The organism is Paraburkholderia nemoris (assembly GCF_905221015.1).
Classification (GTDB): Bacteria; Pseudomonadota; Gammaproteobacteria; order Burkholderiales; family Burkholderiaceae; genus Paraburkholderia; species Paraburkholderia nemoris.
This window is the reverse complement of sequence record NZ_CAJNBO010000008.1, coordinates 211,066-236,101: the sequence shown is the minus strand read 5'-3', so window position 1 is coordinate 236,101 and position 25,036 is coordinate 211,066. Positions and strand designations below refer to the sequence as shown.

At 61.1% G+C, this 25,036-nt stretch carries 24 protein-coding genes; 19 read left to right on the top strand and 5 right to left on the bottom strand.

What is annotated here, in order from left to right; genetic code table 11:
- Nucleotides 1–9: 9 nt before the first annotated feature.
- Nucleotides 10–450: a GNAT family N-acetyltransferase gene (locus KHO33_RS14920; protein ID WP_200564919.1), complete on the top strand. Its 441-nt coding sequence runs from the start codon at nt 10–12 to the stop codon at nt 448–450.
- Between the two features lie 52 nt (nt 451–502).
- Nucleotides 503–1,363, top strand: coding sequence for a class I SAM-dependent methyltransferase (locus KHO33_RS14915; protein ID WP_200564918.1), 861 nt, complete (start codon nt 503–505; stop codon nt 1,361–1,363).
- Nucleotides 1,364–1,371: 8 nt separating this feature from the next.
- On the opposite strand, the gene KHO33_RS14910 is transcribed toward KHO33_RS14915, so the two are convergent.
- The 4 genes from KHO33_RS14910 to KHO33_RS14895 form a co-directional block, all read right to left on the bottom strand.
- Nucleotides 1,372–2,718: a glutamine synthetase family protein gene (locus tag KHO33_RS14910; RefSeq protein ID WP_200564917.1), complete on the bottom strand. Its 1,347-nt coding sequence runs from the start codon at nt 2,716–2,718 to the stop codon at nt 1,372–1,374.
- Between the two features lie 182 nt (nt 2,719–2,900).
- Entirely contained in the window at nt 2,901–3,458 is a 558-nt protein-coding gene (locus tag KHO33_RS14905) for a helix-turn-helix domain-containing protein (protein WP_097394205.1), read from the bottom strand.
- 15 nt (nt 3,459–3,473) lie between these two features.
- The gene (locus tag KHO33_RS14900) at nt 3,474–4,763 is read right to left on the bottom strand and encodes an NAD(P)/FAD-dependent oxidoreductase (RefSeq protein ID WP_200564916.1); all 1,290 of its coding nucleotides are present in this window, start codon (nt 4,761–4,763) and stop codon (nt 3,474–3,476) included.
- 167 nt (nt 4,764–4,930) lie between these two features.
- The gene (locus tag KHO33_RS14895; protein WP_200564915.1) at nt 4,931–5,842 is read right to left on the bottom strand and encodes a sterol desaturase family protein; all 912 of its coding nucleotides are present in this window, start codon (nt 5,840–5,842) and stop codon (nt 4,931–4,933) included.
- Between the two features lie 133 nt (nt 5,843–5,975).
- Here KHO33_RS14895 and KHO33_RS14890 point away from each other — a divergent pair, with 133 nt between their 5' ends.
- The 9 genes from KHO33_RS14890 (at nt 5,976) to KHO33_RS14850 (ending at nt 15,770) form a co-directional block, all read left to right on the top strand.
- A complete protein-coding gene (locus KHO33_RS14890) occupies nt 5,976–6,485 on the top strand; it encodes a DUF1993 domain-containing protein (protein ID WP_200564914.1) in 510 nt (169 codons plus the stop codon).
- Between the two features lie 263 nt (nt 6,486–6,748).
- On the top strand, nt 6,749–7,918 hold the full coding sequence (gene ampC / locus KHO33_RS14885) for a class C beta-lactamase (RefSeq protein ID WP_200564985.1): 1,170 nt from the start codon (nt 6,749–6,751) through the stop codon (nt 7,916–7,918).
- 48 nt (nt 7,919–7,966) lie between these two features.
- Nucleotides 7,967–8,449: a cupin domain-containing protein gene (locus tag KHO33_RS14880; RefSeq protein WP_200564913.1), complete on the top strand. Its 483-nt coding sequence runs from the start codon at nt 7,967–7,969 to the stop codon at nt 8,447–8,449.
- Nucleotides 8,450–8,592: 143 nt separating this feature from the next.
- Entirely contained in the window at nt 8,593–9,234 is a 642-nt protein-coding gene (locus KHO33_RS14875; RefSeq protein WP_054038263.1) for a DsbA family oxidoreductase, read from the top strand.
- 195 nt (nt 9,235–9,429) lie between these two features.
- The gene (locus KHO33_RS14870) at nt 9,430–10,395 is read left to right on the top strand and encodes a LysR family transcriptional regulator (protein ID WP_200564912.1); all 966 of its coding nucleotides are present in this window, start codon (nt 9,430–9,432) and stop codon (nt 10,393–10,395) included.
- A 265-nt stretch (nt 10,396–10,660) separates the two neighbouring features.
- On the top strand, nt 10,661–12,172 hold the full coding sequence (locus tag KHO33_RS14865; RefSeq protein ID WP_200564911.1) for a sugar ABC transporter ATP-binding protein: 1,512 nt from the start codon (nt 10,661–10,663) through the stop codon (nt 12,170–12,172).
- Nucleotides 12,173–12,196: 24 nt separating this feature from the next.
- The gene (locus tag KHO33_RS14860; RefSeq protein ID WP_054038265.1) at nt 12,197–13,222 is read left to right on the top strand and encodes an ABC transporter permease; all 1,026 of its coding nucleotides are present in this window, start codon (nt 12,197–12,199) and stop codon (nt 13,220–13,222) included.
- Nucleotides 13,223–13,358: 136 nt separating this feature from the next.
- Complete coding sequence (locus KHO33_RS14855) at nt 13,359–14,300, top strand: ABC transporter substrate-binding protein (RefSeq protein ID WP_054038267.1); 942 nt, start codon at nt 13,359–13,361, stop codon at nt 14,298–14,300.
- A gap of 171 nt (nt 14,301–14,471) precedes the next feature.
- Nucleotides 14,472–15,770, top strand: coding sequence for an L-fuconate dehydratase (locus KHO33_RS14850; protein WP_200564910.1), 1,299 nt, complete (start codon nt 14,472–14,474; stop codon nt 15,768–15,770).
- A 33-nt stretch (nt 15,771–15,803) separates the two neighbouring features.
- Here KHO33_RS14850 and KHO33_RS14845 read toward each other — a convergent pair whose 3' ends face one another.
- A complete protein-coding gene (locus KHO33_RS14845; RefSeq protein WP_054038271.1) occupies nt 15,804–16,718 on the bottom strand; it encodes a LysR family transcriptional regulator in 915 nt (304 codons plus the stop codon).
- A gap of 160 nt (nt 16,719–16,878) precedes the next feature.
- Between KHO33_RS14845 and KHO33_RS14840 the strand changes: the two genes are divergently transcribed.
- The 8 genes from KHO33_RS14840 (at nt 16,879) to KHO33_RS14805 (ending at nt 25,014) form a co-directional block, all read left to right on the top strand.
- Nucleotides 16,879–17,220, top strand: coding sequence for a DUF4148 domain-containing protein (locus KHO33_RS14840; protein ID WP_200564909.1), 342 nt, complete (start codon nt 16,879–16,881; stop codon nt 17,218–17,220).
- 41 nt (nt 17,221–17,261) lie between these two features.
- Nucleotides 17,262–18,128: an NmrA family NAD(P)-binding protein gene (locus tag KHO33_RS14835; RefSeq protein WP_200564908.1), complete on the top strand. Its 867-nt coding sequence runs from the start codon at nt 17,262–17,264 to the stop codon at nt 18,126–18,128.
- A 92-nt stretch (nt 18,129–18,220) separates the two neighbouring features.
- Nucleotides 18,221–19,273 (top strand): aldo/keto reductase, encoded by a 1,053-nt coding sequence (locus KHO33_RS14830; RefSeq protein WP_200564907.1) that lies wholly within the window; start codon nt 18,221–18,223, stop codon nt 19,271–19,273.
- Nucleotides 19,274–19,428: 155 nt separating this feature from the next.
- Entirely contained in the window at nt 19,429–20,325 is an 897-nt protein-coding gene (locus KHO33_RS14825) for a nitrilase family protein (protein WP_200564906.1), read from the top strand.
- A gap of 65 nt (nt 20,326–20,390) precedes the next feature.
- Nucleotides 20,391–21,557: a substrate-binding protein gene (locus tag KHO33_RS14820; RefSeq protein ID WP_200564905.1), complete on the top strand. Its 1,167-nt coding sequence runs from the start codon at nt 20,391–20,393 to the stop codon at nt 21,555–21,557.
- 64 nt (nt 21,558–21,621) lie between these two features.
- The gene (locus tag KHO33_RS14815) at nt 21,622–22,455 is read left to right on the top strand and encodes a branched-chain amino acid ABC transporter permease (RefSeq protein ID WP_200564904.1); all 834 of its coding nucleotides are present in this window, start codon (nt 21,622–21,624) and stop codon (nt 22,453–22,455) included.
- A complete protein-coding gene (locus tag KHO33_RS14810; RefSeq protein ID WP_200564903.1) occupies nt 22,448–24,310 on the top strand; it encodes an ABC transporter permease subunit in 1,863 nt (620 codons plus the stop codon). Before KHO33_RS14815 ends, KHO33_RS14810 begins: the two co-directional genes overlap by 8 nt.
- Nucleotides 24,307–25,014 carry a branched-chain amino acid ABC transporter ATP-binding protein gene (locus tag KHO33_RS14805; RefSeq protein ID WP_093633181.1) on the top strand — a complete coding sequence of 236 codons (708 nt, stop codon included), beginning with the start codon at nt 24,307–24,309 and terminating at the stop codon, nt 25,012–25,014. The genes KHO33_RS14810 and KHO33_RS14805 overlap by 4 nt, the downstream gene beginning before the upstream one ends.
- Nucleotides 25,015–25,036 lie beyond the last annotated feature (22 nt).

Here is a 25,036-nt window from a genome sequence, read left to right as displayed (position 1 = left end):
AATGCCGCTATGGCCGACAATCACAACGACAGCCTGGATATCCGAAGGCTCGCCCCAGCAGAATGGGCACAAGCCTTTCCGGTGATCGCGCAATTGCGGGCGCTTGATCAAGACGAATTTCTCAGAAGAGCGAGGCTGCAATCGCATTCTGGCTATGAGCTTGTCGGCGCGTTTCAGGGTGGCAAGCTGATTGGCGTGATGGGGATGAGGCCGGTCCACACATTGGCGCGCGGGGCGCACTTGCACATCGACGATCTCGTCGTCGATGAGGCGACACGGGGCAGCGGCGCGGGCCGCGCCTTGACGGACTATGCTGAAACCGACGCACGAGCTCGCAATATGACTGCGGTGTTTCTAGATGCCCGTCCGGATGCCGTTCCCTTTTATGAGCGACAGAATTACGTGGTCCATCCCGCACCGTCGATGAAAAAAGCGCTCTTGCCCTCGTAGGCATCAAATGGGGTAACGTCAACAACATTCGCCTACAGGAGGATCGAAAGTCATGACCGACAAGCAAGATGCAGCGCCAGACAGTACAGCAGCGCGAGTCGCCTTGTGGCGCGCTCTCCATGTCCAGTCCGACCCGCCGCCGCATGTTCTGGAAGACGTAATCGGCCTTAAGCTGCTGGCCCCGGACGAGGGTTGGCGCAGCCGCGGTGACATGGACCCTCAATTCACGCGACCCTTTCGCGCTTCGATCGTGGCGCGTGCTCGCTTCATCGAAGATCTGGTTGTGGAACAGGCAGGCCGCGGGCTTGACCAGTACGTCATCCTCGGCGCCGGCCTCGACAGCTTCGCGCAGCGGCGGCCGGAGATCGCATCCCATCTCAAGGTGTTCGAAGTTGACCAGCCAGGTCCTCAAGCATGGAAGCGTCAGCGCCTGACCGAGCTAGGCTTCGGCGTTCCGGATTGGCTGCGTTTCGTGCCGGTCGATTTCGAGTCGGGGGGAAGCTGGCGAGACGGGCTCGTGACTGCCGGCTTCGATGAGAGCAAGCCGGCAATCGTGGTTTCCACAGGCGTCAGCATGTATCTCACCAAGGACGCGAACGCGGCCACGCTACGCGAAGTCGCGTCCCTTGCTCCAGGATCGACGCTCGCCATGACGTTCCTGCTCCCGCTTGAGATGGCAGACCCTGAGGTGCGCCCCGGACTTGAGATGGCGGAGAAGGGCGCACGAGCAAGCGGGACACCGTTCATCAGCTTCTTCACCCCGCCGGAGATTCTGGCGCTGGCCCGCGAAGCAGGCTTTAGAGAAGCACGGCATGTCTCGGCGGCCGATCTTACCGAGCGCTACTTCATGGGCAGAACCGATGGTCTGCGGCCGCCAAAGAATGCTGAGGAGCTGCTGGTAGCCAATACCTAGCTGCTCGCTCAAAGGAACCAGCGGTATTCCCGCGCATTCACCTCGTTCATGAAATCCAGATGGTCCTGCCGTTTGTTCTCGCAGTAGACCATCACGAACTCTTCGCCCATGCCTCTGCCTACGACCGAATGGCTTTGCATCGCGGCGACGGCCGTGAGCATGTCTTGCGGAAAGTCGACGCCGCTCCTGCGGTCTTCGTTGAGCGGCGCGATGGGTTCACGGCCTGCATCCAGCCCGTGTTCCATACCGGTGAGAATAGCGGCCAGTACCAGGTAAGGGTTCGCGTCGGCGCCCGCCAGGCGGTGTTCGATGCGCAAGTTGCGGTCATCCGATTCGGGAATGCGAATGCAGGCGTCGCGGTCCTCGAAACCCCAGCTGGCACGGCTGGCCGCATTCGTCTTCCAGCCATAGCGGCGAAACGCGTTGTGATTGGCGGCGAAGACAGGCATGCAATGCGGCAGCAAGGCGAGGCACCCGGCCACTGCATGGCGCAGCGGGCGCTGGCCGTCAGCGGCTAGCAGGTTGTTTCCTGCCTCGTCGTAGAGACTCACATGTACGTGCATGCCGCTGCCCGGCGCGTGCAGGTACGGCTTGCTCATGAAGCTCGCGCGGTAGCCGTGTTTCAGCGCCACGCCGCGCGTGCTGCGGCAGAACAGGGCGGCCCAGTCGGCGGCGCGCAGAGTGTCGTCGTTGTGGCCAAAGTTGATCTCGAACTGCCCGGGCCCGAGCTCGGCAGTGATCACGGTAGCGTCTACGCCTTGCTCGCGCGTCGCGTCGACCATCTCGTTGAGCACACTGGAGAAGCGCGACAATCGTTCGATGTGCATGTTGGACTGGTCGTCCGGATCGTCGCAGAACGGGTCGCGTGGGAATTGCGGAAGACCGTCCGCCAGCCTCGCGTCGAACAGATAAAACTCCAGTTCGAAGGCGACAACCGGGCGGATGCCGCGCCGCTCGAAGCGTTTCAGCACGCGCGCCAATACCTCGCGCGGCTCGAACTCGATGGGCGCCTCGGTGCCGTCCGAGCTGATCAGCATCTGTCCCAATGGCTGGCTTTCCCATCGCACGGGCTTGAGAGTGCCGGCTATCAGGCGGCGCTGCGCATCCGGATCGCCGTCGTTGAAGCAATAGTCGCCGATCGGGAACACGCCACCTTGCGCGCCGAGCAAAATGCAGTTCTGCGGCAGTTTCAGGAGACTGCCGGCAGCGACTTTCTCGAGCATGTCTATGGGGTAGCGCTTGCCGTAGAAGTGCCCGGGGATATCCAGGCAAATGAGGTCGACGTAACGCACCTCGGGATACGCCGCGCGGAAGGCGCGTACTTCGCTGAGCAGGTCGGCGCTGGGGGAAGTCATATTGTTGTCCTTCTCACGCAAAAATGACGCGATGATTGAGCTTTAGTTAAAAGCTGTCGTGGGAAACGTAGGCAAGTCGACGACATAACAGAACTGAACGCGATAATCACAACGCCGTCCATTAGTCATCCGAATTGACACTCAGCGCAGCGTTCGCTGCTGCGTCACGTACTGCCTGAACCCTAGGTGAACACCCAAAGTACTCGCGTAGGTTCGTCGGAAAGATTGGCGTAGCGGAACCGGGCGTGCGCGGGCACCTGGAAGCCGTCGTTAGGGCCGAGCGTTGCCGGTTGCGCTTCGTCGTCCAGCCAGATGGTCAACTCGCCCTCAAGGACGAAGCCGCCTTGCTCGTCACTGTCATTCAACGGTTTGTCGCCGCTGCTGGCGCCCGGCGCCAGGTGGCTCTCCAGCATCGAAAAACCTGCCGACATATTCGGCGACACCAGCACGTCAGTCACGCCTTCGGCGTAATACAGCGTGCGGCGTTCATCCGGGCGGGTCACCCAAGGCAGCGCACGCGGCTTGCTCAGGCTATAAAAATAGGTGGTGGGTACGCCGAGCGCCTCGCCGATGGCGGTTAGATCGCCCACGGTCGGACGCGAGAGGCCGCGCTCGATCTGGGAAAGGAAACCCACCGAGCGGCCGATCTTTTCCGCCAACGCGCCCAACGTCACCTTCTTATGCTTGCGCAGGTCCCGAATCAGTATCGCGAGACCTTCAATTTCTTCCTGCTTGTTCATCTTCTGCCTCTTCTCTCAGACTCTGTCGCGCAGACGATACCAGGTCTTGCCAATGACCTCCAGCGGCGCGGCCAGTAGCGTACCGCCGGGAAAAGGCGGATTGTCGATGGCCCGGTACAGGTCGAGCAGTTCGTCGTCACCGAGGATAGCGTCGGCGACCGCCCGGCCGGCGGCGAGCGTGGGCAGCACGCCGTGCCCCGAAAAACCTTGCAACCAGTAGCGCTCACCTTGTCGGCCGATATCCGGTGTGCGTTTCATGCTGATGTCGATATGGCCGCCCCACGCAAACTCCAGTTCCACTCCGCGCAGTTGCGGGAATGCGCGCTCCAGATAAGGCCGGGTAGCCGCCGCAATATCCTTTGGAATGCCGCCCGCGTAGGTGCAGCCGCCGCCGAATAGCAGGCGGTTGTCAGGACTTAAACGGAAGTAGTCGGGAACGAACTGGTTGTCGATCACGCAGCTATTGCGTGGCAGTAGCGAGCGGGCCACCTCCGGCTGCAGCGGCGACGTGGCCACCTGATAGGTGCCAACCGGCAGCATGCGCCTGGAAAGTTTGCGGTCGAGGCGGTCGATATAGGCGTTGCAGGCGAGTACCAGCACGTCCGCCCGCACCTCGCCTTTATCGGTGCGCGCGACATAGCCGCCCTGCGTCTCGCGGTAGTCCAGCACCTGGCTCTGCTCGAAGATGCGTCCACCGGCCTGTTCGATCGCCGCGGCCAGGCCCTGGGCCAGTTTCAGCGGATTCAGATGGCCCGCCTCGGGATCGTAGAGTGCCGCCTGATAGCGTTCGCTTGCAATCCATTGAGGCATTTCCTCGCGAGGGATGAAGCGCATCTTGTCGTAGCCCCACTTTTCCTCGGCTTCCCGTTGGGCCTGTTCGAGGAGCGCGGTGCGGCGCGGCAGTACCGCGGCCCACAGACTTCCCGCACGGTAGTCCGCATCGAAGCCATGTCGCGCCGGCAGCTCCCGTATCTCTGCGGCGGCCCAACGCATGCTGTCCCACAGTCGACGGGCACGCTCCAGACCCAACGCTGCCTCCAGTGGAGGCATGTCGCAGGACCAGCCGAGCAGGGCCTGGCCGCCGTTGCGCCCGGACGCCGCCCAGGCTACCCGGCTGGCTTCGAGCACCGTGACACGCTTGCCCGCGAGAGCCAGACGCAGCGCTGTGTGCAAGCCACTGAAACCCGCGCCGATGATCAGCACTTCCGTGTCGAGACGCTCTTCCAGCGCCGGCCGTAGGGGGATCGGGGCAGGATAGGTGCGTGCGTAGTAGCTCGCGACGTGCTCGGCAGACTGGTCGAACATAGTGACTCTCGTGAAAAATACCTAGGTAAATTTCATGAAAAAATACCATTCATTTTTCACAACCGCAAGCGCGCGTCAAAATGCCGACGTTCTGTTCATCGATCAACCTGAGGGGAAACGCACACCGGGCATCGGGCATCAGGCCGAGTTCCGGCAATGTGAGACTGCTATTGTTGTTCCGCCCCGAAGGCGTGCGGATCCGCACGGCGTCTTAGATCTTCGGTCGTTTCCCCGGTGTTATCGGGCCGCCAGCCCGGTGGCTTGGCGACATAGCCCCACGCCTCGCCGATGGAGCGCGCGGCCAGCAGGTCGCGCCACAGCGCGCGCCAATGATCGAACTCGATGGTCAGCAGGTTGTAGGTCGTCATCGGCCGGACCAGACCGTAGCGACACGGTACGTCGCGCCGTTCCGCGATGTAGGTCCCAAACAGCCGATCGAATACGATCAGCACGCCGCCATAGTTTCCATCGAGGTATTCGATGTTGGACGCGTGATGCACGCGGTGTGCTGAAGGCGTGTTCAGAATCCATTCCAGCGGCCCGAGGCGAGGAATCCAGGTTGCGTGCAGCCAGAACTGGTAGAGCAGGTTGAGCGAAAGCAGCACCATCACAATCTGGGGTGGCATGCCGACTAGCGGCGCAAGCATGAAGAACAGCAAGGAACCCGTAAGACGGCCGGTCCAGCCGAAACGGTATGCGGCGGACAGGTTGAGTTGATTGGGTGAATGGTGAATAGCGTGGGTGCACCAGAACCAGCGTGTGCGGTGGGCTGCCCGGTGGTACCAGTAGTAGCAGAATTCCTGGCCGACGAAGCACGCCAGCCAGGCGCTCCAATGGTTCATCGGTAGCGTCCAGAGCCTGTGCCGCCAGAACCAGTTCATGGCGTCGCTCCAGAATACGAGCGGGAGCAACCAGCGCAACGGATACTCACGCACGAGATAGTCGACCACCGAGACACTGGCCGCCCGCCAGTCGTAGCGGCGCCAGCCGTGGCGAACAGAAAGCACTAGCGCCTCGACCAATGAAGAGGCGAGGACGATGACGATAGCGAATTTGAGTATCGTGAGCAACGCAGCCATGACCGGACCATCCCTGTCGTGATGCCAGCTTGCGTGATTCTACGCGGCTTGGTGGTAACCTTCCCCCCGCCTATTCAACCGGCCGGCGCGGCATCTTCCGCGCCGGCATCCAACATCGACCGAAAGAGTGATCATGACCAGTTCCATCTACAGCGCATCCGTCCCCGTCTTCAAGCAAATGCTGACTGCATTGTCCGACGTGCTGAAGAAAGCCGAAGCGCATGCCACCGGAAAGAACATTGAGCCGAACGCGCTGCTGCAGGCGCGCCTGTTCCCGGACATGTTTCCCCTGGTGCGCCAGGTGCAGATCGCCGCGGATTTCAGCAAGGGCGTCAGTTCGCGCCTGGCCGGCGTAGAAGTGCCGTCGTGGCCCGACACTGAAGTGACGTTTGCCGATCTGCAAGCGCTGATCGCCAAAGCGTTGGCCCACCTCGGTACGCTCGACGCCGCCCAGTTCGAGGGTAGCGAGAACAAGGAAATCGTCCTGCGCCCGGGTACGCCGAAAGAGAAGAAGCTGGTCGGCAGCGCCTATTTGCAGAACTACGGTCTGCCCCAGTTTTTCTTCCACGTCACGACGGCCTACGCGATTCTGCGCCACAACGGTGTTGAAATCGGCAAGCGCGACTATATGGGATCGTACTGATCTTTGGAGCAGGGGCAGGGCGGTCATTTCATGTGCACTTGCTGTCCGGCCCGCATGCCCTTGCTCGATCGTTCGGTTTTATGCGTAGGCGGTGAATGACGGGTAAGCCGTGGAGGGATATCGCGTGCCACGCGAAAGATTTTCTTTCGCTACGGACAAGATATCGTCGATAGTCGATGAGTCTGTGGGCACGCATACTCCTTCCCCGGCAGACCCGTGTCAACGCCCGTCACCCACCTACGCAAAACCGATCGATTAGGGACATGAATCTGAGAACCATAAGCCTCATCGCAGCAACCTTCTTCGCGTGTGCTGTCACAACCGTTGGCCATGCGGCCGACGATCAGCAAAACAGAATTAGACGTACGGTAGACCGCGCCATACAACCGATCATGGTGAACGATGGCATCCCTGGCATGGCTGTTGGCATCATCGACGGTGACAGGCATTACGTATTCAACTATGGCCTGGCGTCGACGAAGACCAGAACGCCGGTTACCTCCGACACCTTGTTCGAACTGGGTTCTGTCAGCAAGACGTTGACGGCGACGCTTGCCTCCTATGCGCAGGTGAGCGGTTATCTATCCCTGTCGGATCAGACGAGCAAATACCTCCCGTCTCTGCGCAATAGTGAGTTCGGCAAGGTCAGTCTTCTCAATCTGGGCACGCACACGCCCGGCGGGCTCCCGCTGCAGGTGCCGGACAGCATCCGCAACGACGATCAGTTGATGCAGTATTTCAAGCAGTGGCAGCCCACCTATGCGCCGGGAACCCATCGGACGTATGCCAATCCCGGCATCGGCGCGCTCGGCCTGATAACGGCGAAGAGCATGGGGCAGGATTTCAGCGCGCTGATGGAAAATCGTTTGTTTCCCGCGCTTGATATGAAGCACAGCTACATCAACGTTCCCGCCGGCAAGTTGAACGACTACGCTCAGGGCTACACGAAAGACGGTGCGCCGATCAGAGTGGCGCCTGGGGTGCTGTCCGCCGAAGCCTACGGTGTGAAGGCCACGGCTGCCGACATGGTTCGCTTCGTGGAAGCCAACATGAATCTGATCCAGTTGGACCCGAAGCTTCAGCGCGCGATTACGGACACGCATTCCGGATACTTCAAGGCAGCGGGAATGACCCAGGACCTTATATGGGAACAGTATCCCTATCCCGTCAAATTGCAGACGCTTCTGGACGGAAACTCGTCGGCGATGATTTTCAACGCAACGCCGGTCACTGAAATCGTTCCACCGCAGCCCCCTCGTGAAGACGTCTGGATCAACAAAACCGGCTCGACCAACGGCTTCGGCGCGTACGTCGCATTCATTCCGCAAAAGCGGCTGGGGATCGTCATTCTCGCGAACAAGAACTTTCCCATTGATGAACGGGTGAGCGCCGCATACCGGATTCTCACGTCGCTGGCCAACGACGAACAATGAGTGTGTAAGCCGTTATCATCGACCGTAGTCCCCAAAGGAGAACACCCGATGAGCCGACCCGATTTCATCAAGCATTGGACTGAGCTGGAAGAACCGGATGCGCATTCCTATCGCGGCGATACCGAAAAAATGGCGCTTGATGCGCCGCTTTCCGCCGCACTCGGCATCACGCGCATTGGCATCCATCACGTGAGGCTTTTACCCGGCCGGCGCACGTCATATCCGCACGCCGAAAGTACCGAGCAGGAGTTTGTGTACGTGCTCGCAGGCAAGCCCGATGTCTGGATCGACGGTGTGCTTCATCCGATTGCTGAAGGCGATTCCGTCGCGTTTCCGTCAGGCACGGGCATCTGCCACACCTTCATCAACAATACGAAGGACGAAGTCAGGCTGATGGTAATCGGCGAACGTCCGCGCGACGACAACCGCATTCGTTATCCGCTCAACGAAGCGTACGAACGGACCCGCGCGGACCGCTGGGTGGACTGGCCCACCAGAACTCTCGGCGACCACAACGGAATGCCGGACTGAGGGCCACGCCGCGGATGAGCGCGTCGGCGTACATCCGCAGCGCGGTCCTGCAGAAATCAGCGATTCAGGCTAGGCTACCCTGTGGGCCGTTTTTGCGTCGCAGCGAAGCGGCCGCGCCACAGCTTATTTCAGTCAGGAAAGCAATGAAACAACAGCTAACAATCGATTTTGTCTCCGATATCGCATGCCCGTGGTGTGCCATCGGCCTGTCGTCACTCGAGCTTGCACTATCGCGTTTGAGCGATACGGTCGACGCTCAAGTCACCGTCCATCCCTTCGAGTTGAATCCGGACATGGGGCCGGACGGCGAGGCCATTGTCGATTATCTCGGCAAGAAATACGGACGCACGCCAGAGCAGATCGCGGAAACCCAGGCCATGATCCGCGAGCGCGGGGCGAGTGTTGGTTTTACTTTCGGCCCGCGTGAGCACGTCTATAACACCTTCGACGCGCACCGCCTGCTGCATTGGGCCGGTATCGAAGGCAAGCAGTTGCCACTCAAACTGGCGCTGCTGCGGGCCTATCATGGCGAGGGCAAGGACCCAAGCAATCACGAAGTCCTGGTTGAAGCAGCCCAGTCCGTTGGGCTCGACGCCGCGCAAGCAAGGGAAGTACTGCGCAGCGGAATCTATACCGACGACGTTCGTGCGGAAGAACGGGAATACCAGGCGAAGGGCATCCAGTCCGTGCCGGCGATCATCTTCAACGGTCGCTATCTGGTCAGCGGCGGACAACCCGTGGAAACCTTCGAGCAGGTCATTCAGCAGATTCTCGCCGAAGCGTAGGGCGGCAAATCGGTAATCGGCAATCGCGCCTGCGACCCGTTGCGTGCAACGGGTCGTAACCGGGTTCATTTCCCGCACACCGAATCCCGCCACACTTGTCACTCACACCGTTCGACGCACGGCATTAGTGTGCTCTGCAAGGACGAGGCTGGTGATGTGTTCCATAGCGCCTCGACATCCATAGGAGAGACGCTCGTGATGGATCGCATCATGGCGATGCAGACCTTCGTACGCATCGTCGACGCCAACAGCTTTACCCGCGCCGCGCAGTCGCTCGGGATTCCGCGCGCAAGCGCGACAACGCTCGTGCAAAACCTCGAGGCCATGCTCGGCATCCAGTTGCTCGTGCGCACCACGCGCCGGCTCAGTCTGACGGCCGAGGGGGCCGCCTATTACGAGCGTTGTGTGCAGATTCTCGCCGACATCGACGATATCGAGGCGAGCCTGCGGCATCCCGACGACCGGCCGCGCGGACGGCTGCGTGTTGAGATGCCGGCGGTCGTCGCGAACGCGATCGTGTTTCCGGCCCTCGACGATTTTCACGCGCGCTATGAGCACATCCTGCTCACCTTCGGCGTCAGCAACCGCCAGGTTGAACGGGTCGGCGAAGCGATCGATTGCTGCGTTCTGACTGGAAAATCGCCGGATGCGGGCTTCGCCGCTCGCCGACTGGGCGCGCTCGAGCGTGTGACCTGCGCGAGCCCGCTTTATCTCGCCCGGTACGGCACGCCGCAACGGTTCGAGGAGCTAAGCGGTCACGCCGCGGTGAACCACGTGAGCGCGCAAACGGGGCGTGCGGCGGAATTCGATTTTCAAGTCGAAGGCGACACGGTCAACGTGCCGCTTGGGGGCTTCGTACAGGTAAGCGACGAGCACGCGTACCTCGAATGCGGGCTGCGCGGACTTGGACTGATCCAGCCGCCACGGGCGCTCGCCCAGCCCTATCTCGACTCTGGGCGCCTACGCGAAGTGCTGCCGCATCATCGACCCGCTGCGCTGCCGGTATCGATCGCGTATCTGCGTCATCGCCGCGCTCCGCCTCGCGTGCTCGCCTTCGTCAACTGGCTCGCGGAACTGTTCGAAACGGCGCGGCATGTAAGCCATGAGCAGCCGCCCGTGCAGCGGAGCCTCCGTGGCGTGGAGACTGCCGAACCGGCCTAATCCAGCGATAAACCAAATAGTGGGAGGCGGCCGCGAGATACCTGTGCGTACGACACTAGGGAATGCCTACGCTTGAGCCGCTGCCATTCAGCGTCGTAAAATCGTGGCACATCAGTTTGGGTGGCCCAGCAATGTGTCTGGCTTCTCGTTACGATTTCAGCCGCGATACCCGGCAACGCCCGGCGCAGCGGCTTCCCACGCTTTCTCGACCCGCTCCCCGAATTGAGGCCAGCGGCGGTCGCGGACTTGTCGTTCAATCCGCGCCATGACCCCGCTCATTTCCGTTAAAAAGCTCAACAAGCGCTTTCCCGGCGTGCGGGCGCTTCACGAAGTCCAATTCGAGCTCATGGCGGGCGAAGTCCACGCGCTAATGGGCGAGAACGGCGCCGGCAAGTCGACGCTGATGAAAATCCTCGCCGGCGTCTACACCCGGGATACGGGCGACATCCTCTATGACGGTCAGCCGGTCGAGTTCTCGAGCCCGCGCGAGGCGCAGGCTCTCGGCATCGGCATCATTCATCAGGAACTCCAGCTGATGAATCACCTGACCGTCGCCCAGAACATGTTCATCGGCCGCGAGCCGCGTGGGCGCCTCGGTTTGTTCCTCGACGAAGACAAGCTCAATGCGCAGGCGCGCGACATTCTTGCCCGCATGCATGTGAATATCGACCCGCGCGCGGTGGTCAGCACGCTCACCGTCGCGAAGCAGCAGATGGTCGAGATCGCCAAGGCGTTGTCTTTCGACTCGCGCGTCTTGATCATGGACGAGCCGACCTCGGCGCTCAACGACGCCGAGATCGCCGAGCTATTTCGCATCATTCGCGAGCTGAAGAGCCGGGGCGTGGGCATCGTCTATATCTCCCACAAGATGGACGAGCTAAAGCAGATTGCCGACCGCGTCACCGTGTTGCGTGACGGGGAGTATGTGGCCACCGTCACCGCGAAAGACACCAGCGTCGACGCGATTATCGGCATGATGGTCGGGCGCACCTTGACCGACGTCGCGCCTTCTGTGAACGTCACAGGTACAGGCGAGGTTGCGCTCGAAGTCAGCAATCTGAACGCCGGCCCGCTTGTCAGAGACGTCTGCTTCACACTGCGCAAAGGCGAGATATTGGGTTTTGCCGGCTTGATGGGCGCCGGCCGCACCGAGGTCGCGCGAGCGGTGTTCGGCGCCGATCCGATCGAATCGGGTGAAATCATCGTGAAAGGTGTGAAGGCGACGATCAGGAATCCGAGCGATGCGGTGGCGCGCGGCATCGGTTATCTCTCGGAAGACCGCAAGCGCTTCGGCCTTGCGACTGGCATGAACGTCGAATCGAACATCGTCATGTCCAACTTGCGCAAATTCCTGTCGCTCAATTTCTTCTTGCGCCGCACCGAGATACGCCGGACAGCCACCCATTTCATCAATCTGCTCGCCATTCGTACGCCGTCCGCCACGCAGGAAGTGCGGCTTCTCTCGGGCGGCAATCAGCAGAAAATCGTCGTTGCGAAATGGCTCGAGCGCGACTGCGACGTGCTTTTCTTCGACGAGCCGACGCGCGGCATCGACGTCGGCGCCAAGAGCGAAATTTACAAACTCCTGCGCTCGCTCGCCGGAGAAGGCAAGGCGATCGTAATGATCTCGTCGGAACTGCCGGAGATTTTGCGCATGAGCGACCGCATCGTCGTGATGTGCGAGGGCCGCATTACCGGCGAACTTTCAGCCACGGAGGCGACGCAGGAGCGCATCATGCAACTGGCGACGCAACGCGAAACCTTAAAAGCGGCGTGAGCCCGAAGAGGAGAGATCCAGTTTATGACACAGCCATCGGATACTTCGACGCTCGCTAACGAGGGCCGCTTGTCCGGCCTCAGAGCCCGCGTCTTCACGCCGACTGCTCTGCAAAAGCTGCTCGCCTTCGGGAGCCTGATCCTGTTGCTGGTCTTTTTCAGCTTCGCGTCCCCTGCGTTCATGCAGATGGACAACATGCTCGGGATTTTGCAGGCGACCGCCGTCAACGGCGTGCTGGCGATTGCCTGCACGTTCGTCATCATCACCGGTGGCATCGATTTGTCCGTTGGCACCTTGATGACCTTCACGGCGGTGATTTGCGGCGTGTTTCTGACCTATTGGCATTTGCCGATGTGGACCGGCGTCCTGGCTGCGATCGGCACGGGCGCGATCTGCGGGACCATTTCGGGCACGCTCACGGCGAAAATGAAAATACCGCCGTTCATTGCCACCTTGGGCATGATGCTGCTGCTGAAAGGTCTTTCGCTCGTCGTCTCGGCCGACAAGCCGATCTATTTCACCGACACCGAAAACTTCTACATGATCTCGCAGGATTCGCTGATCGGTTCTTTCCTGCCGAGCCTGCCGGTTCCGAACGCGGTCCTGATCCTGTTTTTCCTTGCGGTGGTGAGTTCGATCACACTCAATCGCACGGCGCTCGGCCGCTACACGTTTGCGCTCGGCAGCAACGAGGAAGCCGTGCGCCTTTCCGGCGTGAATGTCGACCGCTGGAAGATCGCCATATACGGCCTGGCTGGAGCCATTTGCGGGATCGCCGGGCTGCTGATCGCCTCGCGCCTGAATTCGGCTCAGCCGGCACTTGGTCAAGGTTACGAACTCGAAGCGATCGCCGCCGTGGTGATCGGCGGGACCTCGCTTAGCGGCGGCGCGGGCACGATTCTGGGCACGATCATCGGCGCGTTCATCATGAGCGTGCTGACCAACGGCCTGCGCATCATGTCCGTCGCTCAGGAATGGCAGATCGTGGTGACCGGCCTCATCATCATTCTCGCGGTTTATGCCGATATTTTGCGGCGCAAGAAAAGCTGACGAAGGTGGACGCTGCGCGAAACAGGATCAAAAGACAGGATCAAAAGACAGGATCAAAAGACAGGATCAAGAAAAGGGAGCGCCAAAGGCTCCCCGCACGGCTGAAGGTTGATGGCCAACTTAGGAGGAGAACCCCATGTTGAAAAGAAGACTAGTCGGTGTCGTGGTCGGCGTTGGCGCGCTCATTGGCGGGGCGAGTGTGACGTACGCGCAAGACACCTACATCCCGTTGATCTCGAAGGGCTTCCAGCATCAGTTCTGGCAGGCGGTTAAATCCGGCGCGGAACAATCGGCCAAGGAGCATAACGTCAGGATCACTTTCGAGGGTCCGGAAACCGAGGCCATGGTCGATAAGCAGATCGACATGCTCTCGGCGGCGCTCGCCAAGAAGCCCCAGGCGCTCGGCATCGCCGCGCTCGATAGCAAGGCAGCCATTCCGCTGTTGAAGCGGGCGCAGGCCGCCAAAATACCCGTGATCGCCTTCGACTCGGGCGTCGATAGCGACATTCCGTTGACCACGTGCGCGACCGACAATCTTGCCGCGGCCGCACTCGCCGCCGACAAGATGGCCGAGGCGATCGGCAATGCCGGAGAGGTGGGTCTGGTGGTGCATGACCAGACCAGCCGCACCGGCATCGATCGCCGCGATGGCTTCCTGAATGAGATGAAGACGAAGCACCCGAACATCAAGATTGTCTCAGTCCAGTATGGCGGCGGGGACCACCTGAAGTCGGCGGAAATCGCCAAGACGATGATCCAGGCCAACCCGAACCTCAAGGGCATTTTCGGGGCGAATGAAGGGTCGGCGGAAGGTGCGGCGATCGGGATCAAGGAATCAGGCAAGAAACTCGTGCTGATTGGTTATGATTCCGGCAAGGAGCAGAAGGACGACATCAATTCGGGCTTGATGGCCGGCGCTATTACGCAGAACCCGGTCGGCATCGGCAAATGCGTCGTCGACTCAGCAGTGAAGGCGTTGAAGGGCGAGAAGCTGCCCAAGAAAGTCGACACGGGCTTCTACTGGTACGACAAGAGCAATATGAGCGATCCGAAGATCGCTGCCGTGCTCTACGATTGACCGGGGCCGCTTGAGGCGAAGAGAGGGGAGGGGGCACGGCGCTCCCTTTTCTTTTCTCGCCGTGTCTCGCGTTCGATTGGCGCGAAGGTGGCTGCAAAGAGGCTAGGCGAACACGCATGGCCTCTTTGCTTATAAGCCGAAGACGATAGTTGTCGCAGAGGAGGGGTTCAGATGCCCACGATCACCAGGCTGTCCGTCCGGGACATTCGGTTCCCGACCTCGCGTTCACTCGACGGCTCCGATGCGATGAACGCCGCACCGGATTACTCCGCCACCTATGTGACGCTCGAAACCGATTCGCCGACGGGGCTCACAGGTCACGGCCTGACCTTCACCATCGGCCGCGGCAATGAGATCTGCGTGAGTGCGGTAAAGGCGCTTGCCCCGCTGGTGGTCGGCACGACGCTCGAGGATATCGCCGCGAATATGGGCGCCTTCTGGCGCACGCTGACGTCGGACAGCCAGTTGCGCTGGATCGGTCCGGACAAGGGCGCCATTCATCTGGCGACGGCCGCTGTCGTGAATGCGGCCTGGGACCTGTGGGCCAAAGCGGAAGGCAAGCCGGTGTGGAAACTGCTCGTCGACATGAGCCCCGAGGAACTCGTGCGATGCCTCGACTTCCGCTATGTGACCGATGCGATCACGCCGCAGGAAGCCATCGCCATGCTGCACCGTCATGCGAAGACAAGAGGCGAGCGCGAAAGCGAAATGCTGGCGCACGGCTATCCGGCCTACACGACGTCGGCCGGCTGGCTCGGTTACGACGACGACAAGATTCGCCGGCTCGCACGTGAAGGCGTCGCGCAGGGCTGGACGCACTTCAAGCAGAAGGTGGGCGGCAATATCGAAGAAGACATGCGCCGTGCCCGCATCCTGCGTGAAGAAATCGGCGAAAACCTGAAGCTGATGATGGACGCGAACCAGGTGTGGGACGTCGACGAAGCGGTCGCGAACATGCGGCGCCTGGCAGAATTCGATCCCTGGTGGATCGAAGAACCCACGAGTCCCGACGACATCCTCGGCCACGCGGCCATCCGCGAGCGGATTCGGCCCATTGGTGTCGCGACGGGTGAGCACTGTCATAACCGGGTGATGTTCAAGCAGTTGCTGCAGGCGCAGGCCATCGACTTCTGCCAGGTCGATAGCTGCCGCCTGGGCGGTCTGAATGAAGTGATCATCGTCCTGTTGATGGCGGCGAAATTCGGTGTGCCCGTGTGTCCGCACGCGGGTGGGGTCGGTTTGTGCGAGTACGTCCAGCACATTTCACTGTTCGACTATATCTGCGTGTCAGCGTCGCTGGACAAGCGGGTGCTCGAATACGTGGATCATTTGCATGAGCATTTTGTCGATCCCGTCGTGATTCGAAACGGCCGTTATATGCCGCCGCAACGAGCCGGCTACAGCATCGAAATGCATGCGGCGTCGCTCGACGAGTATGACTTTCCTGATGGCCCGGCCTGGCGCGCTTGAAGCGGTACCCGCAGAGCACTCTGTGGCCATTGGCTAACTCGTACTCGTCAAAGCGACGATGAAGTCGAGAAACACCCTTGTCTTGGCCGGCGTGTGGTGCCGTGATGGATGGTACGCATAGATTGGAAAGCGCTCATCCGGCCAGTCTGGAAACAGGTTGATGAGCCGTCCCTCGCGAATCAGAGGTTCTGCTCCGATCAGAAGCATCTGCGCGACGCCGGAGCCGGCCAGACACGCGTTGAGGAGTGCGCTCGGATCGTTCAACGTAAGCCGTCCATTCGTTTCGACAATCAGCTTTTTGCGCTTGCGATGAAACTCCCAGGGATACGGCTTGCCGGTTTCCGGGTTCCGGAATTCGAGGCACCGGTGCGCCCCGCGACCCAGATCCTGAGGCTCCGCTGGCCGTCCGCGGCGAGCGAGGTACGAGGGTGCAGCGACCGTGACAACCGCGGTGTCCAGAAGCTTTCGCGCAATCAGACTGGATGAGCGAGGTTCGCCAAATCGTAAGGCCAGATCGAAGCCGTCCACGATAAGGTCGCCAAGCTGATCTCTCGCGATGAACTCGAGTTCAAGTTCAGGATGCGCATCCATGAATTCGTCGAGCTTCGGGCCCAGAAGGATTCGCAAAAAGGCCGGATCAAGATTGATTCGCAGTTTTCCGCGTACTGTCGCGGTGCCGCCTGATGCGGCTGCGGCCGCTTCCTCCATTCCCCTTAAGTGCGGCATGACCTGCTCGTAGAACCGTTTGCCCTCTTCCGTGAGGGAAACGGCGCGGGTCGTCCGATTGAAGAGCCGTATTTTCAGCCGCTTTTCGAGCCGGGCGATGGCCCGGCTAACCCCGGGTGGCGACATACCCATCACTTCGGATGCGGCTGCAAACGTCCCCGCATCGACCACAGCCGCAAATACGCTGATACCGCTAGAGAGATTCTCGCTGGACGATCTCATTGGCGCTCCCCGCACAGTGCGTCAAAAGCCGCACTATGGCCCATTAGTGACTGGGTGTCACTTCATAAGTGTCATTCGTGTCATTTAGTTTCTCATCGCGTTTACCCACAATGCATCCCAACGGTCCGTTTCGACCGCAACGATCCCAAGGAGCATTGTCATGAATACCCGTTACCTCGCAGTTGCTATCGCCGCCGCCATCGCCTTCCCTGTCGCTGGCTACGCTCAGGAATCCAGCTCAACCGTTACGCGTGCACAGGTGCGCGCAGAACTGATCCAGCTGGAAAGCGTGGGCTACCAGCCCGGACGCGCCAACGATCCGCATTACCCCACCGACATTCAGGCGGCCGAAGCTGCGGTGGCCGCACGGAAGGGCGCCGAGTCGAACGTCGCCAGTGGTCTAGGCGGTGTGCGCAGCGGTTCGTCTGATTCGGGCAACCGCGTCTCCGCCGGGGCCGCCCCCGCGACTGCACCGCTCAACTCGCTTTACGCACATCGTTGATCGGCGCTTGGAACCATCTATTTACGCACGGAGAAGCTGCAATGTATGCAATCACAGGGATAACAGGAAAGGTCGGCGGCGCGGTGGCGCGCACGTTGCTCGCAGCGGGCCAACCGTTACGCGCGGTGGTGCGCGATGCTGCCCGGGCACGTTCGTGGGCTGAGCGCGGATGTGAAGTGGTGACGGCCGACATGGACGACGAGGCAGCGCTTACCGCCGCTTTCGAGGGCGCGCAAGGCGTCTTCATTCTGCCGCCGTCCGACTTCGATCCATCGCCGGGCTTTCCCGAGGCACGTGCCGTCATTGACGCTGTGCGTGGGGCGCTGCAGTCCGCAGCGCCTGGCAAGGTGGTCTGCCTGTCGACGATCGGCGCGCAAGCCACCGAGATCAATCTGCTCACGCAACGTACGCTGATGGAGCAGGCGCTTCAGGATTTGCCGATGCCCGTGACATTCCTGCGTCCCGGCTGGTTCATGGAAAACGCCGCGTGGGACGTGGCGCCGGCCCGCGACACGGGAGTGATCCCCAGCTTTCTGCAGCCGCTCGACAAGGCGGTGCCGATGGTCGCGACCGCAGACGTGGGTCGCGTCGCCGCGCAACTGCTTCAGCAAACCTGGCGCGGCGTGCGTGTTGTCGAACTGGAGGGGCCGCAACGTGTGAGCCCGAACGATCTGGCCGAGGCATTTGCCCAGGTGCTCGGTCGTCCGGTTCGTGCGGAGGTGGTGCTGCGCGAAACATGGGGCGATCTGTTCCGCTCTCAGGGTACGACGAATCCGTTGCCGCGCATGCGCATGCTCGACGGCTTCAATGAAGGCTTCATCGCCTTCGAAAGCGATGAAGCGGACATCGTCAAGGGCGAGGTGGAACTGGAAACCGTTCTGCGAGGCCTCGTCTCGCAGGCGGGCTAACGCGGGCACACCCGGTGGCGCGTGCAGGACGCCGCGTCGCCGGGTGCTTTCCGTTCATCGTTCATCAAGAGATTCATATCAAGGGGTTCGCTATGGAATACAGCACGCTCGGCAGGTCAGGCCTGCGCATTTCCCGCCTTTGTCTTGGCGCCATGACCTTTGGTGCCGGTACCGGGATCTGGGGTGAAATTGCCGGCCTCGATCGCGCCCAGGCCACCCGGCTCGTCACGATGGCCGTCGAGCGCGGCATCAACCTGATCGATACGGCTGACGCCTATTCGCAAGGGCACTCTGAAACCGTCGTCGGTCAGGTATTGGCTGACCTCGGACTCGACGAATCGCGCATGCTGGTCGCGACCAAAGTTCGGTTGCGCACAGGGGCCGGTCACAACGACGTCGGACTCGGCCGCTCGCACATCATGCGCTCGGTGGAGACGAGTCTTCGGCGTATCGGCCGGGACCATATCGACCTTTTTCAGTTGCATGACCGTGACGCACTCGTGCCGCTCGAAGAAACACTTCGCGCGCTGGATGATCTTGTTACGCAGGGGAAGGTGAGGCACATCGGCGTGTGCAATTTCAGCGCGGGCGATCTGGAGCGTGCGCAGGGAATTACCAACTGTACGCATGGAGTCCGCATCGTCAGCAATCAGGTTCACTATGCGCTGACGAGCCGCGACGTCGAGTATGAAATCGCGCCCGTGGCAAAGGCGAATGATGTTGCGCTTCTGGTGTGGAGTCCGCTCGCGGGCGGGTATCTGAGCGGTAAGTACACGGAGGGAAGCAGCGGCGAAACCGGGCGTCGAACCAGGCTGAATTTCCCGCCGATCGATCCCGCGAAGGCGGATCCTGTCGTGCACGTATTGCGCGACATCGCTACGGAATTGAACGCGTCGCCGGCTCAGGTGGCATTGGCCTGGATTCTGGCGCGCCGCGAAGTCTGCTCCGTCATCGTAGGCGCGCGCACTGCAGATCAACTGAGCGCTAACCTCGACGCTGAGCGCATTGCGTTGAGCGCAGCGCAGACCGAACGTCTGGATCAGGTTTCGCAGCCACATCTGCCTTATCCGTACTGGATGCAGCAGTTCCATGACAAGGATCGAGTGGTCCCCAAGGATTACCCCAGGCGCAGTCAAACCGCTTGACATCCTGAATTTGGCTTCATAAATTCGCTTCGACTGAGCCGTCATTGTTTCTGGCGGCTCCACGGCAACGATGCCGTGCTACATATGAAAGGCTATGCAGCCCCCGAACTTGCGTCCAACGCTGGTTCGGGGGCTTTTTGCTTTTGGGAGAAGAAATGATGACGTTGCAGTACAACCCCGCGGAACGTGGCGTCGCAGGCCTGGTGGTCGCATGCGTTCAGATGGAACCTCATGTCGGGAGCAAGCACGACAACGTGGCGCAATGCATCCGCCACATCGAAGCCGCGGCGCATCACGGCGCGTCGCTGGTGGTGTTGCCGGAGCTGGCCAATAGCGGCTACGTGTTCAGCGATCGCGATGAAGCGTTCGCGCTGGCCGAACCGCTGCCGGAAGGGGAAACCGCGCAACTGCTTGCCGAAACGACGCAGCGCCTTGGCATTCATGTCGTGATGGGTATTGCCGAGCGCTCGGGCAATCAACTCTACAACTCAGCGATCCTGACTGGCCCGGCGGGTCACATCGGCGTCTATCGCAAGCTGCATCTCTGGAATAACGAACATCGCTTCTTCGAACCGGGCGATCGTGGTGTTCCGGTGTTCGACACGCCGCTGGGACGAATCGCCATCGCAATCTGCTACGACGGCTGGTTTCCCGAAACATACCGGCTTGCCGCGATGCAAGGTGCGGACATCGTTTGCGTGCCGACCAACTGGGTGCCGATGCCGGCACAGCCGGACGATCGCCCCGCCATGGCTACGACGCTCACCATGGCGGCCGCGCACAGCAACGGCGTGGTGATCGCGTGCGCAAACCGTATCGGCATGGAGCGTGGTCAACCGTTCGTCGGCCAGAGCCTGATTGTGGGCGGCAACGGATGGCCGGTCGCGGGCCCGGCCAGTGTCGATCGCGAAGAAATCCTGTACGCCGCAATCGATCTGACGCGCACCCGTTCGGAACGCACGCTGAACGCCTTTAACCACGTGCTGAGCGATCGGCGGGCGGACGTGTACGACCCGATGCTGGGCACCGGCTGGCCGCCTTCACGCGCATGAGGCATTCGATGGCACGCCCGTACGAAACACAAGAATTTCATTCGACCACTGTGAGGGAAAAATCCATGACTCCGTTCAATAGACAAATCCTTGGCGCCGCCGTGGCGCTCGTCGCGGCCTGCACCTGCATGAGCGCGTTCGCCGCCGATCCGATCAGGATCGGCGTAGCGGTGGGGCTCTCTGGCGCAAATAGCGTGGTCGCGCCGGCCGTCGTGCAGTCGTCGCAACTCGCTGTCGACGAAATCAACGCAGCGGGCGGGATCATGGGCCGCCAGGTGCAGCTCGACATCACCGACGACGCGTCCGGTGCAGTCGGCGCGCAGAAAGCGTACGACACGCTCGTGTTCCAGAAGAACGTCGACGCGATCATTTCCATGGAAACGAGCGCGGCGCGTAACGCGGCGCTGCCGATCGTGGCGCGCGGCAAGAAGCCGTTCGTGTACACGTCGTTTTATGAGGGCCGTTCGTGCAGCCCGTGGATGTATGTCAATGGCTGGGTGCCTGAGCAGCAGGTCGCGCCGGTGGTCGATTACTTCGCGAAGAGCAAGGGCGCCAAGACCTTCTATCTGGTCGGCAACGACTACGTTTTTGGCCGCGGTATGCTTGGATTCACCAGAAAATATATCGAGGAGCACGGCGGCAAGGTAGTCGGCGAAGAGTACTTGCCGATCGACGGCACCGACTGGACGCCGATTCTCTCCAAGATCCGCGCGGCTCATCCTGATGCGTTGATCAGCGCGACAGCCGGCGGCGCGCCTAATGTGTCGCTCGCCAAACAGTTGAAGGGTTCTGGCATGACACTGCCTTATGGCAACCTGGCGATCGATGAAGGCACGGCGAAGAGCATGGGCGACGTTGCCACAGGCATGTATATGTCGGGCTCCTACCTGACGGGCATCGATACGCCGGGCAACAAGAAGTTTCTCGCGGCCATGGACAAGAAATTCGGCAAGGATCTGAAGACGCCGAACGAGTTGTCCGAGCCGCAGTACGAAGCCTTCTTCCTGTACAAGGCCGCAGTCGAAAAGGCGGGCTCGACCGATGCCGACAAGGTGATCAAGGCGCTGGGCCAGGTGTCGTTCGACGGGCCGCGCGGACCGGTGGCTATGAACAGGAGCCGCCACACGCCTCTCGCCATGCGCCTGGGCCAAATACAGGCGGACGGCTCGATCAGGATCTTGCAGACCTTTCCGAACGTGGATCCGGGCGCGCAGTGCCCGAATATCAAGTAGACGCAATCGGAAATACAGCATCCGCCTGACGCGCATTCACAGGCGGATGCGACTGGAGAAGACAATGGTTCTCGCACTCGACATTTTCACAACCGCGGCGGTGCTATTCATCGTGACCGCGGGGCTAATGGTGATTTTCGGCGTGATGAAAATCGTCAACTTCGCCCACGGTGCACTGCTGACAATAGGCGCATACGCGAGCTTCGTCGTGACGCAGCTCAAGCTGAGTCCGTGGCTCGGGTTGCCGCTCGCGGTCGTAGTGGGTACCGTCGTGGGCATGCTTGTAGAGCAGGTGATCGTACGCCCGCTCTACAAGCGTCCGCTCGACGCGATCCTTGCTACCTGGGGTCTCGGCATCGTGATTGGACAGCTCATCGTGATGACCTTCGGCCGCGAGGCGCAGTTCGTGGAGACGCCGCTCAAAGGCGCCGTCACCATCGGTGGGACGGATTACTCGGCCTATCGTTTGCTACTGATCCCGATCGCACTCGGCCTGTGCATTCTCATGACCGCGCTGCTCACGGGAACGCGCTTTGGCATCAAGACGCGCGCGGTGATCATGAATGAGGATCTGGCGCGGGGGCTCGGCATTCATTCCGGCCGCATCCGTTTTATCACCTTCAGTCTGGGCGCCGCGCTCGGTTCGCTCGCCGGCACACTCATTACGCCGCTGTCGAGCGTCGACCCCGATATGGGACTGCCGTGGCTGGTGAGCGCGTTCATGCTGGTCATGGTTTCAGGACATTCGATGCTCAGTTTGCTGGTGACGTGCCTCGTATTCGGCGCTTGCCAGGTGCTGGTTAGCACGTTCGTCAGTCCGGTGCTGGGCGGCTTGACTATCGCCGTGCTGGCGGCGCTCACGCTGCGCATTCGTCCGAAGGGGTTCTCTCATGGTTAAAGTCGACGCATCGCCCCATCGAGCCGATGATCCAACCGTGCAAAACGATGAGCGGGCAAGCAACGGGCGAACGATTCACGGACGCGGTCTGCTCGTGGCCGGTGGCCTGGCTGTCGTGCTGCTGGCCGCGGGTCCGCTTGTCTTCGGCTCGTATCTGCTCAACGTCCTCATTCAGGCCTTTTTCTTCTCAATCGTAGCCGTGACCGTGGATATCCTTTGGGGGTACACCGGGTATCTGACGTTCGGGCAATCGGCGTTCTTCGGTCTGGGCGCCTATGCAGCGGGTCTTGTCTTTACGCACGGCGGTTTTTCAGCGGGTTACGTGGTGCTTGCCGTGGGAGCGGCTATCGCGGTGACCGCGGCCGTGGCCGCATTACTCGGCTGGCTGTCGTTCTATCGCGGCGCGTCGCCGTTCTTCGCGACGGTGATGTCGCTCGTATTGCCGATCGTTCTCAGCCAGTTGCTGCTCTCCGGCGGCGCGTGGACCGGCTCGAGTTCGGGACTCACCGGCTATGAGACCTTCGATCTCTCGCTGCAGGCCTGGTACTGGCTCGCCGGTGCGGCGCTGCTGGCCGTTGCATCGATTGCGTGGCTATTCGTGCGTAGCGACGGTGGCCGCGTGCTGGCTGCTATCCGCGACAACGAATCACGCTGCGCGTACCTCGGCATCAATACCTCGCTCGTCAAGATCATCTTGCTGGTTGTAACCGCGGCCATCGCCGGCCTCGCTGGATTCGGCTACGGATCGTTCAGCGGTGTGGTCGCGCCTGAGCTGGCTGGGTTTGTTCTTGGCACCCAACTGATTATCTGGGTCGCGCTAGGCGGCCGGGGAACGTTGTGGGGGCCGGTGATCGGCGCGCTTCTGATCAATGTCGGGACCGCCTATCTCAGCGGCAGCATGCCGTTCGCGTGGCAACTGATTCTGGGCGCTGCGTTTGTCGCTGTGATCGTGCTGTTGCCGCAAGGTTTGGTGCCTCTGTTGCTCAAGCCATTGCGTCATCTGGCGGGTCACGGCGCCGAACCGGAGCTGGTTGAGCGAAACGTCGGCACAGCTCATGAACGGGAGCTATCAGTGCCAGCGCTGCAGATGAACGGCGTCGCCAAACATTACGGCAGCCTGAAAGTGTTGCAAGGCATCGATCTGAACGCCGATGGCGGTGAGCTGGTCGGCCTCATCGGCCCGAACGGCGCCGGCAAAACGACGCTTATGCGCTGCATGAGCGACGGCGCCGAACGCTCTGCCGGCACGGTCGCGCTGTGTGGCAACGATGTCCGTCAATTGCCGCCGGACCGCTGCGTGCATTTCGGCTTGGGGCGCAAGTTCCAGAACGCGAACATCTTCGAGACGCTTACCGTTGCGGAGTGCCTGAGAATCGCGGGCACCATCATCGGGCGGCCATCGCTCCTGCGACGCTCCACGACACTTGCATTGCCGCCCTATGCGCTGGAGGTACTGCGTACCACGCATCTCGATCAAAGGCTGGGCGCCGTGGCGAAGGATCTTTCGCATGGCCAACAGCAGGCGTTGGAACTGGCGATGGTGCTCGCACTGGAGCCGCGTATCGTACTGCTCGACGAGCCCACGGCAGGCTTGACCAAAACGGAGCGCACGCAAATCGGCAACGTGCTCGCCGCGTTGGCTCATCAGTATCGGCTTTGTTGTCTGCTGGTGGAGCACGACCTCGACTTCGTGGCCGGAATTGCCACACGTATCGTGGTCCTGCATCAGGGGCGCATCGTGATGCAAGGCAACTTCGACGAAGTGGTCAACTCGGAGCTGGTCAGAACGATATATGCCGGGACTGCGCAAAGCGCTGCGGCAGGCGAAAACGTCGGACAACGGGAGGCGTCATGAGCCAGATTGCGCTGGAGTTGCAGGACGTGACGAGCGGGTACAAGGCTTCGGTCGTGCTGCGCAAGCTCTCGATGACCGTTGCCGACGGCGAGGCCGTCGCGCTGCTCGGCAAGAACGGAATGGGCAAGACGACGGTGCTCAAGACGATCATGGGCTACCTGCCGAAGAAAGCCGGCGCCATCCGTGCGCGCGGGCAAGACATCACGCGCATGGCGCCTCACCAGATTGCACGAGAAGGCATTGCTTACGCGCCGCAGGAACATGCCTTGTTTCAGGACCTCACCATTCGCGACAATCTGCGTCTTGGGCTCCAGAAGGCGTCGGCGTTCGACGAACGCTTTGCCGCGATCGAGCCTGTGTTCCCGGTATTCGCAAGTCGCCTGAAGCAGCTGGCCGGCACGCTTTCCGGCGGCGAACAGAAGATGCTGCTGGTGGCGCGCGCGCTCATGATGCGTCCTTCGCTCATTTTGCTCGACGAGATTACGGAAGGGTTGCAACCGTCCGTGATCGACCGTCTCGCCGACGCACTGCTATGGGAACGCAGCCAGCACGGCACGACGCTGCTGCTGGTGGAGCAGAATGTTCCCTTTGCGCTGAAGGTTGCCGACCGCTACGCGGTACTCAAGCAAGGCGAGATCCTCGAGCATGGCAACGCGAAAGATGAAGCAGCGGTAGGATCGATCTTCGAACACCTGCGTGTGTAAGCAACATTCAGGACGACCATGA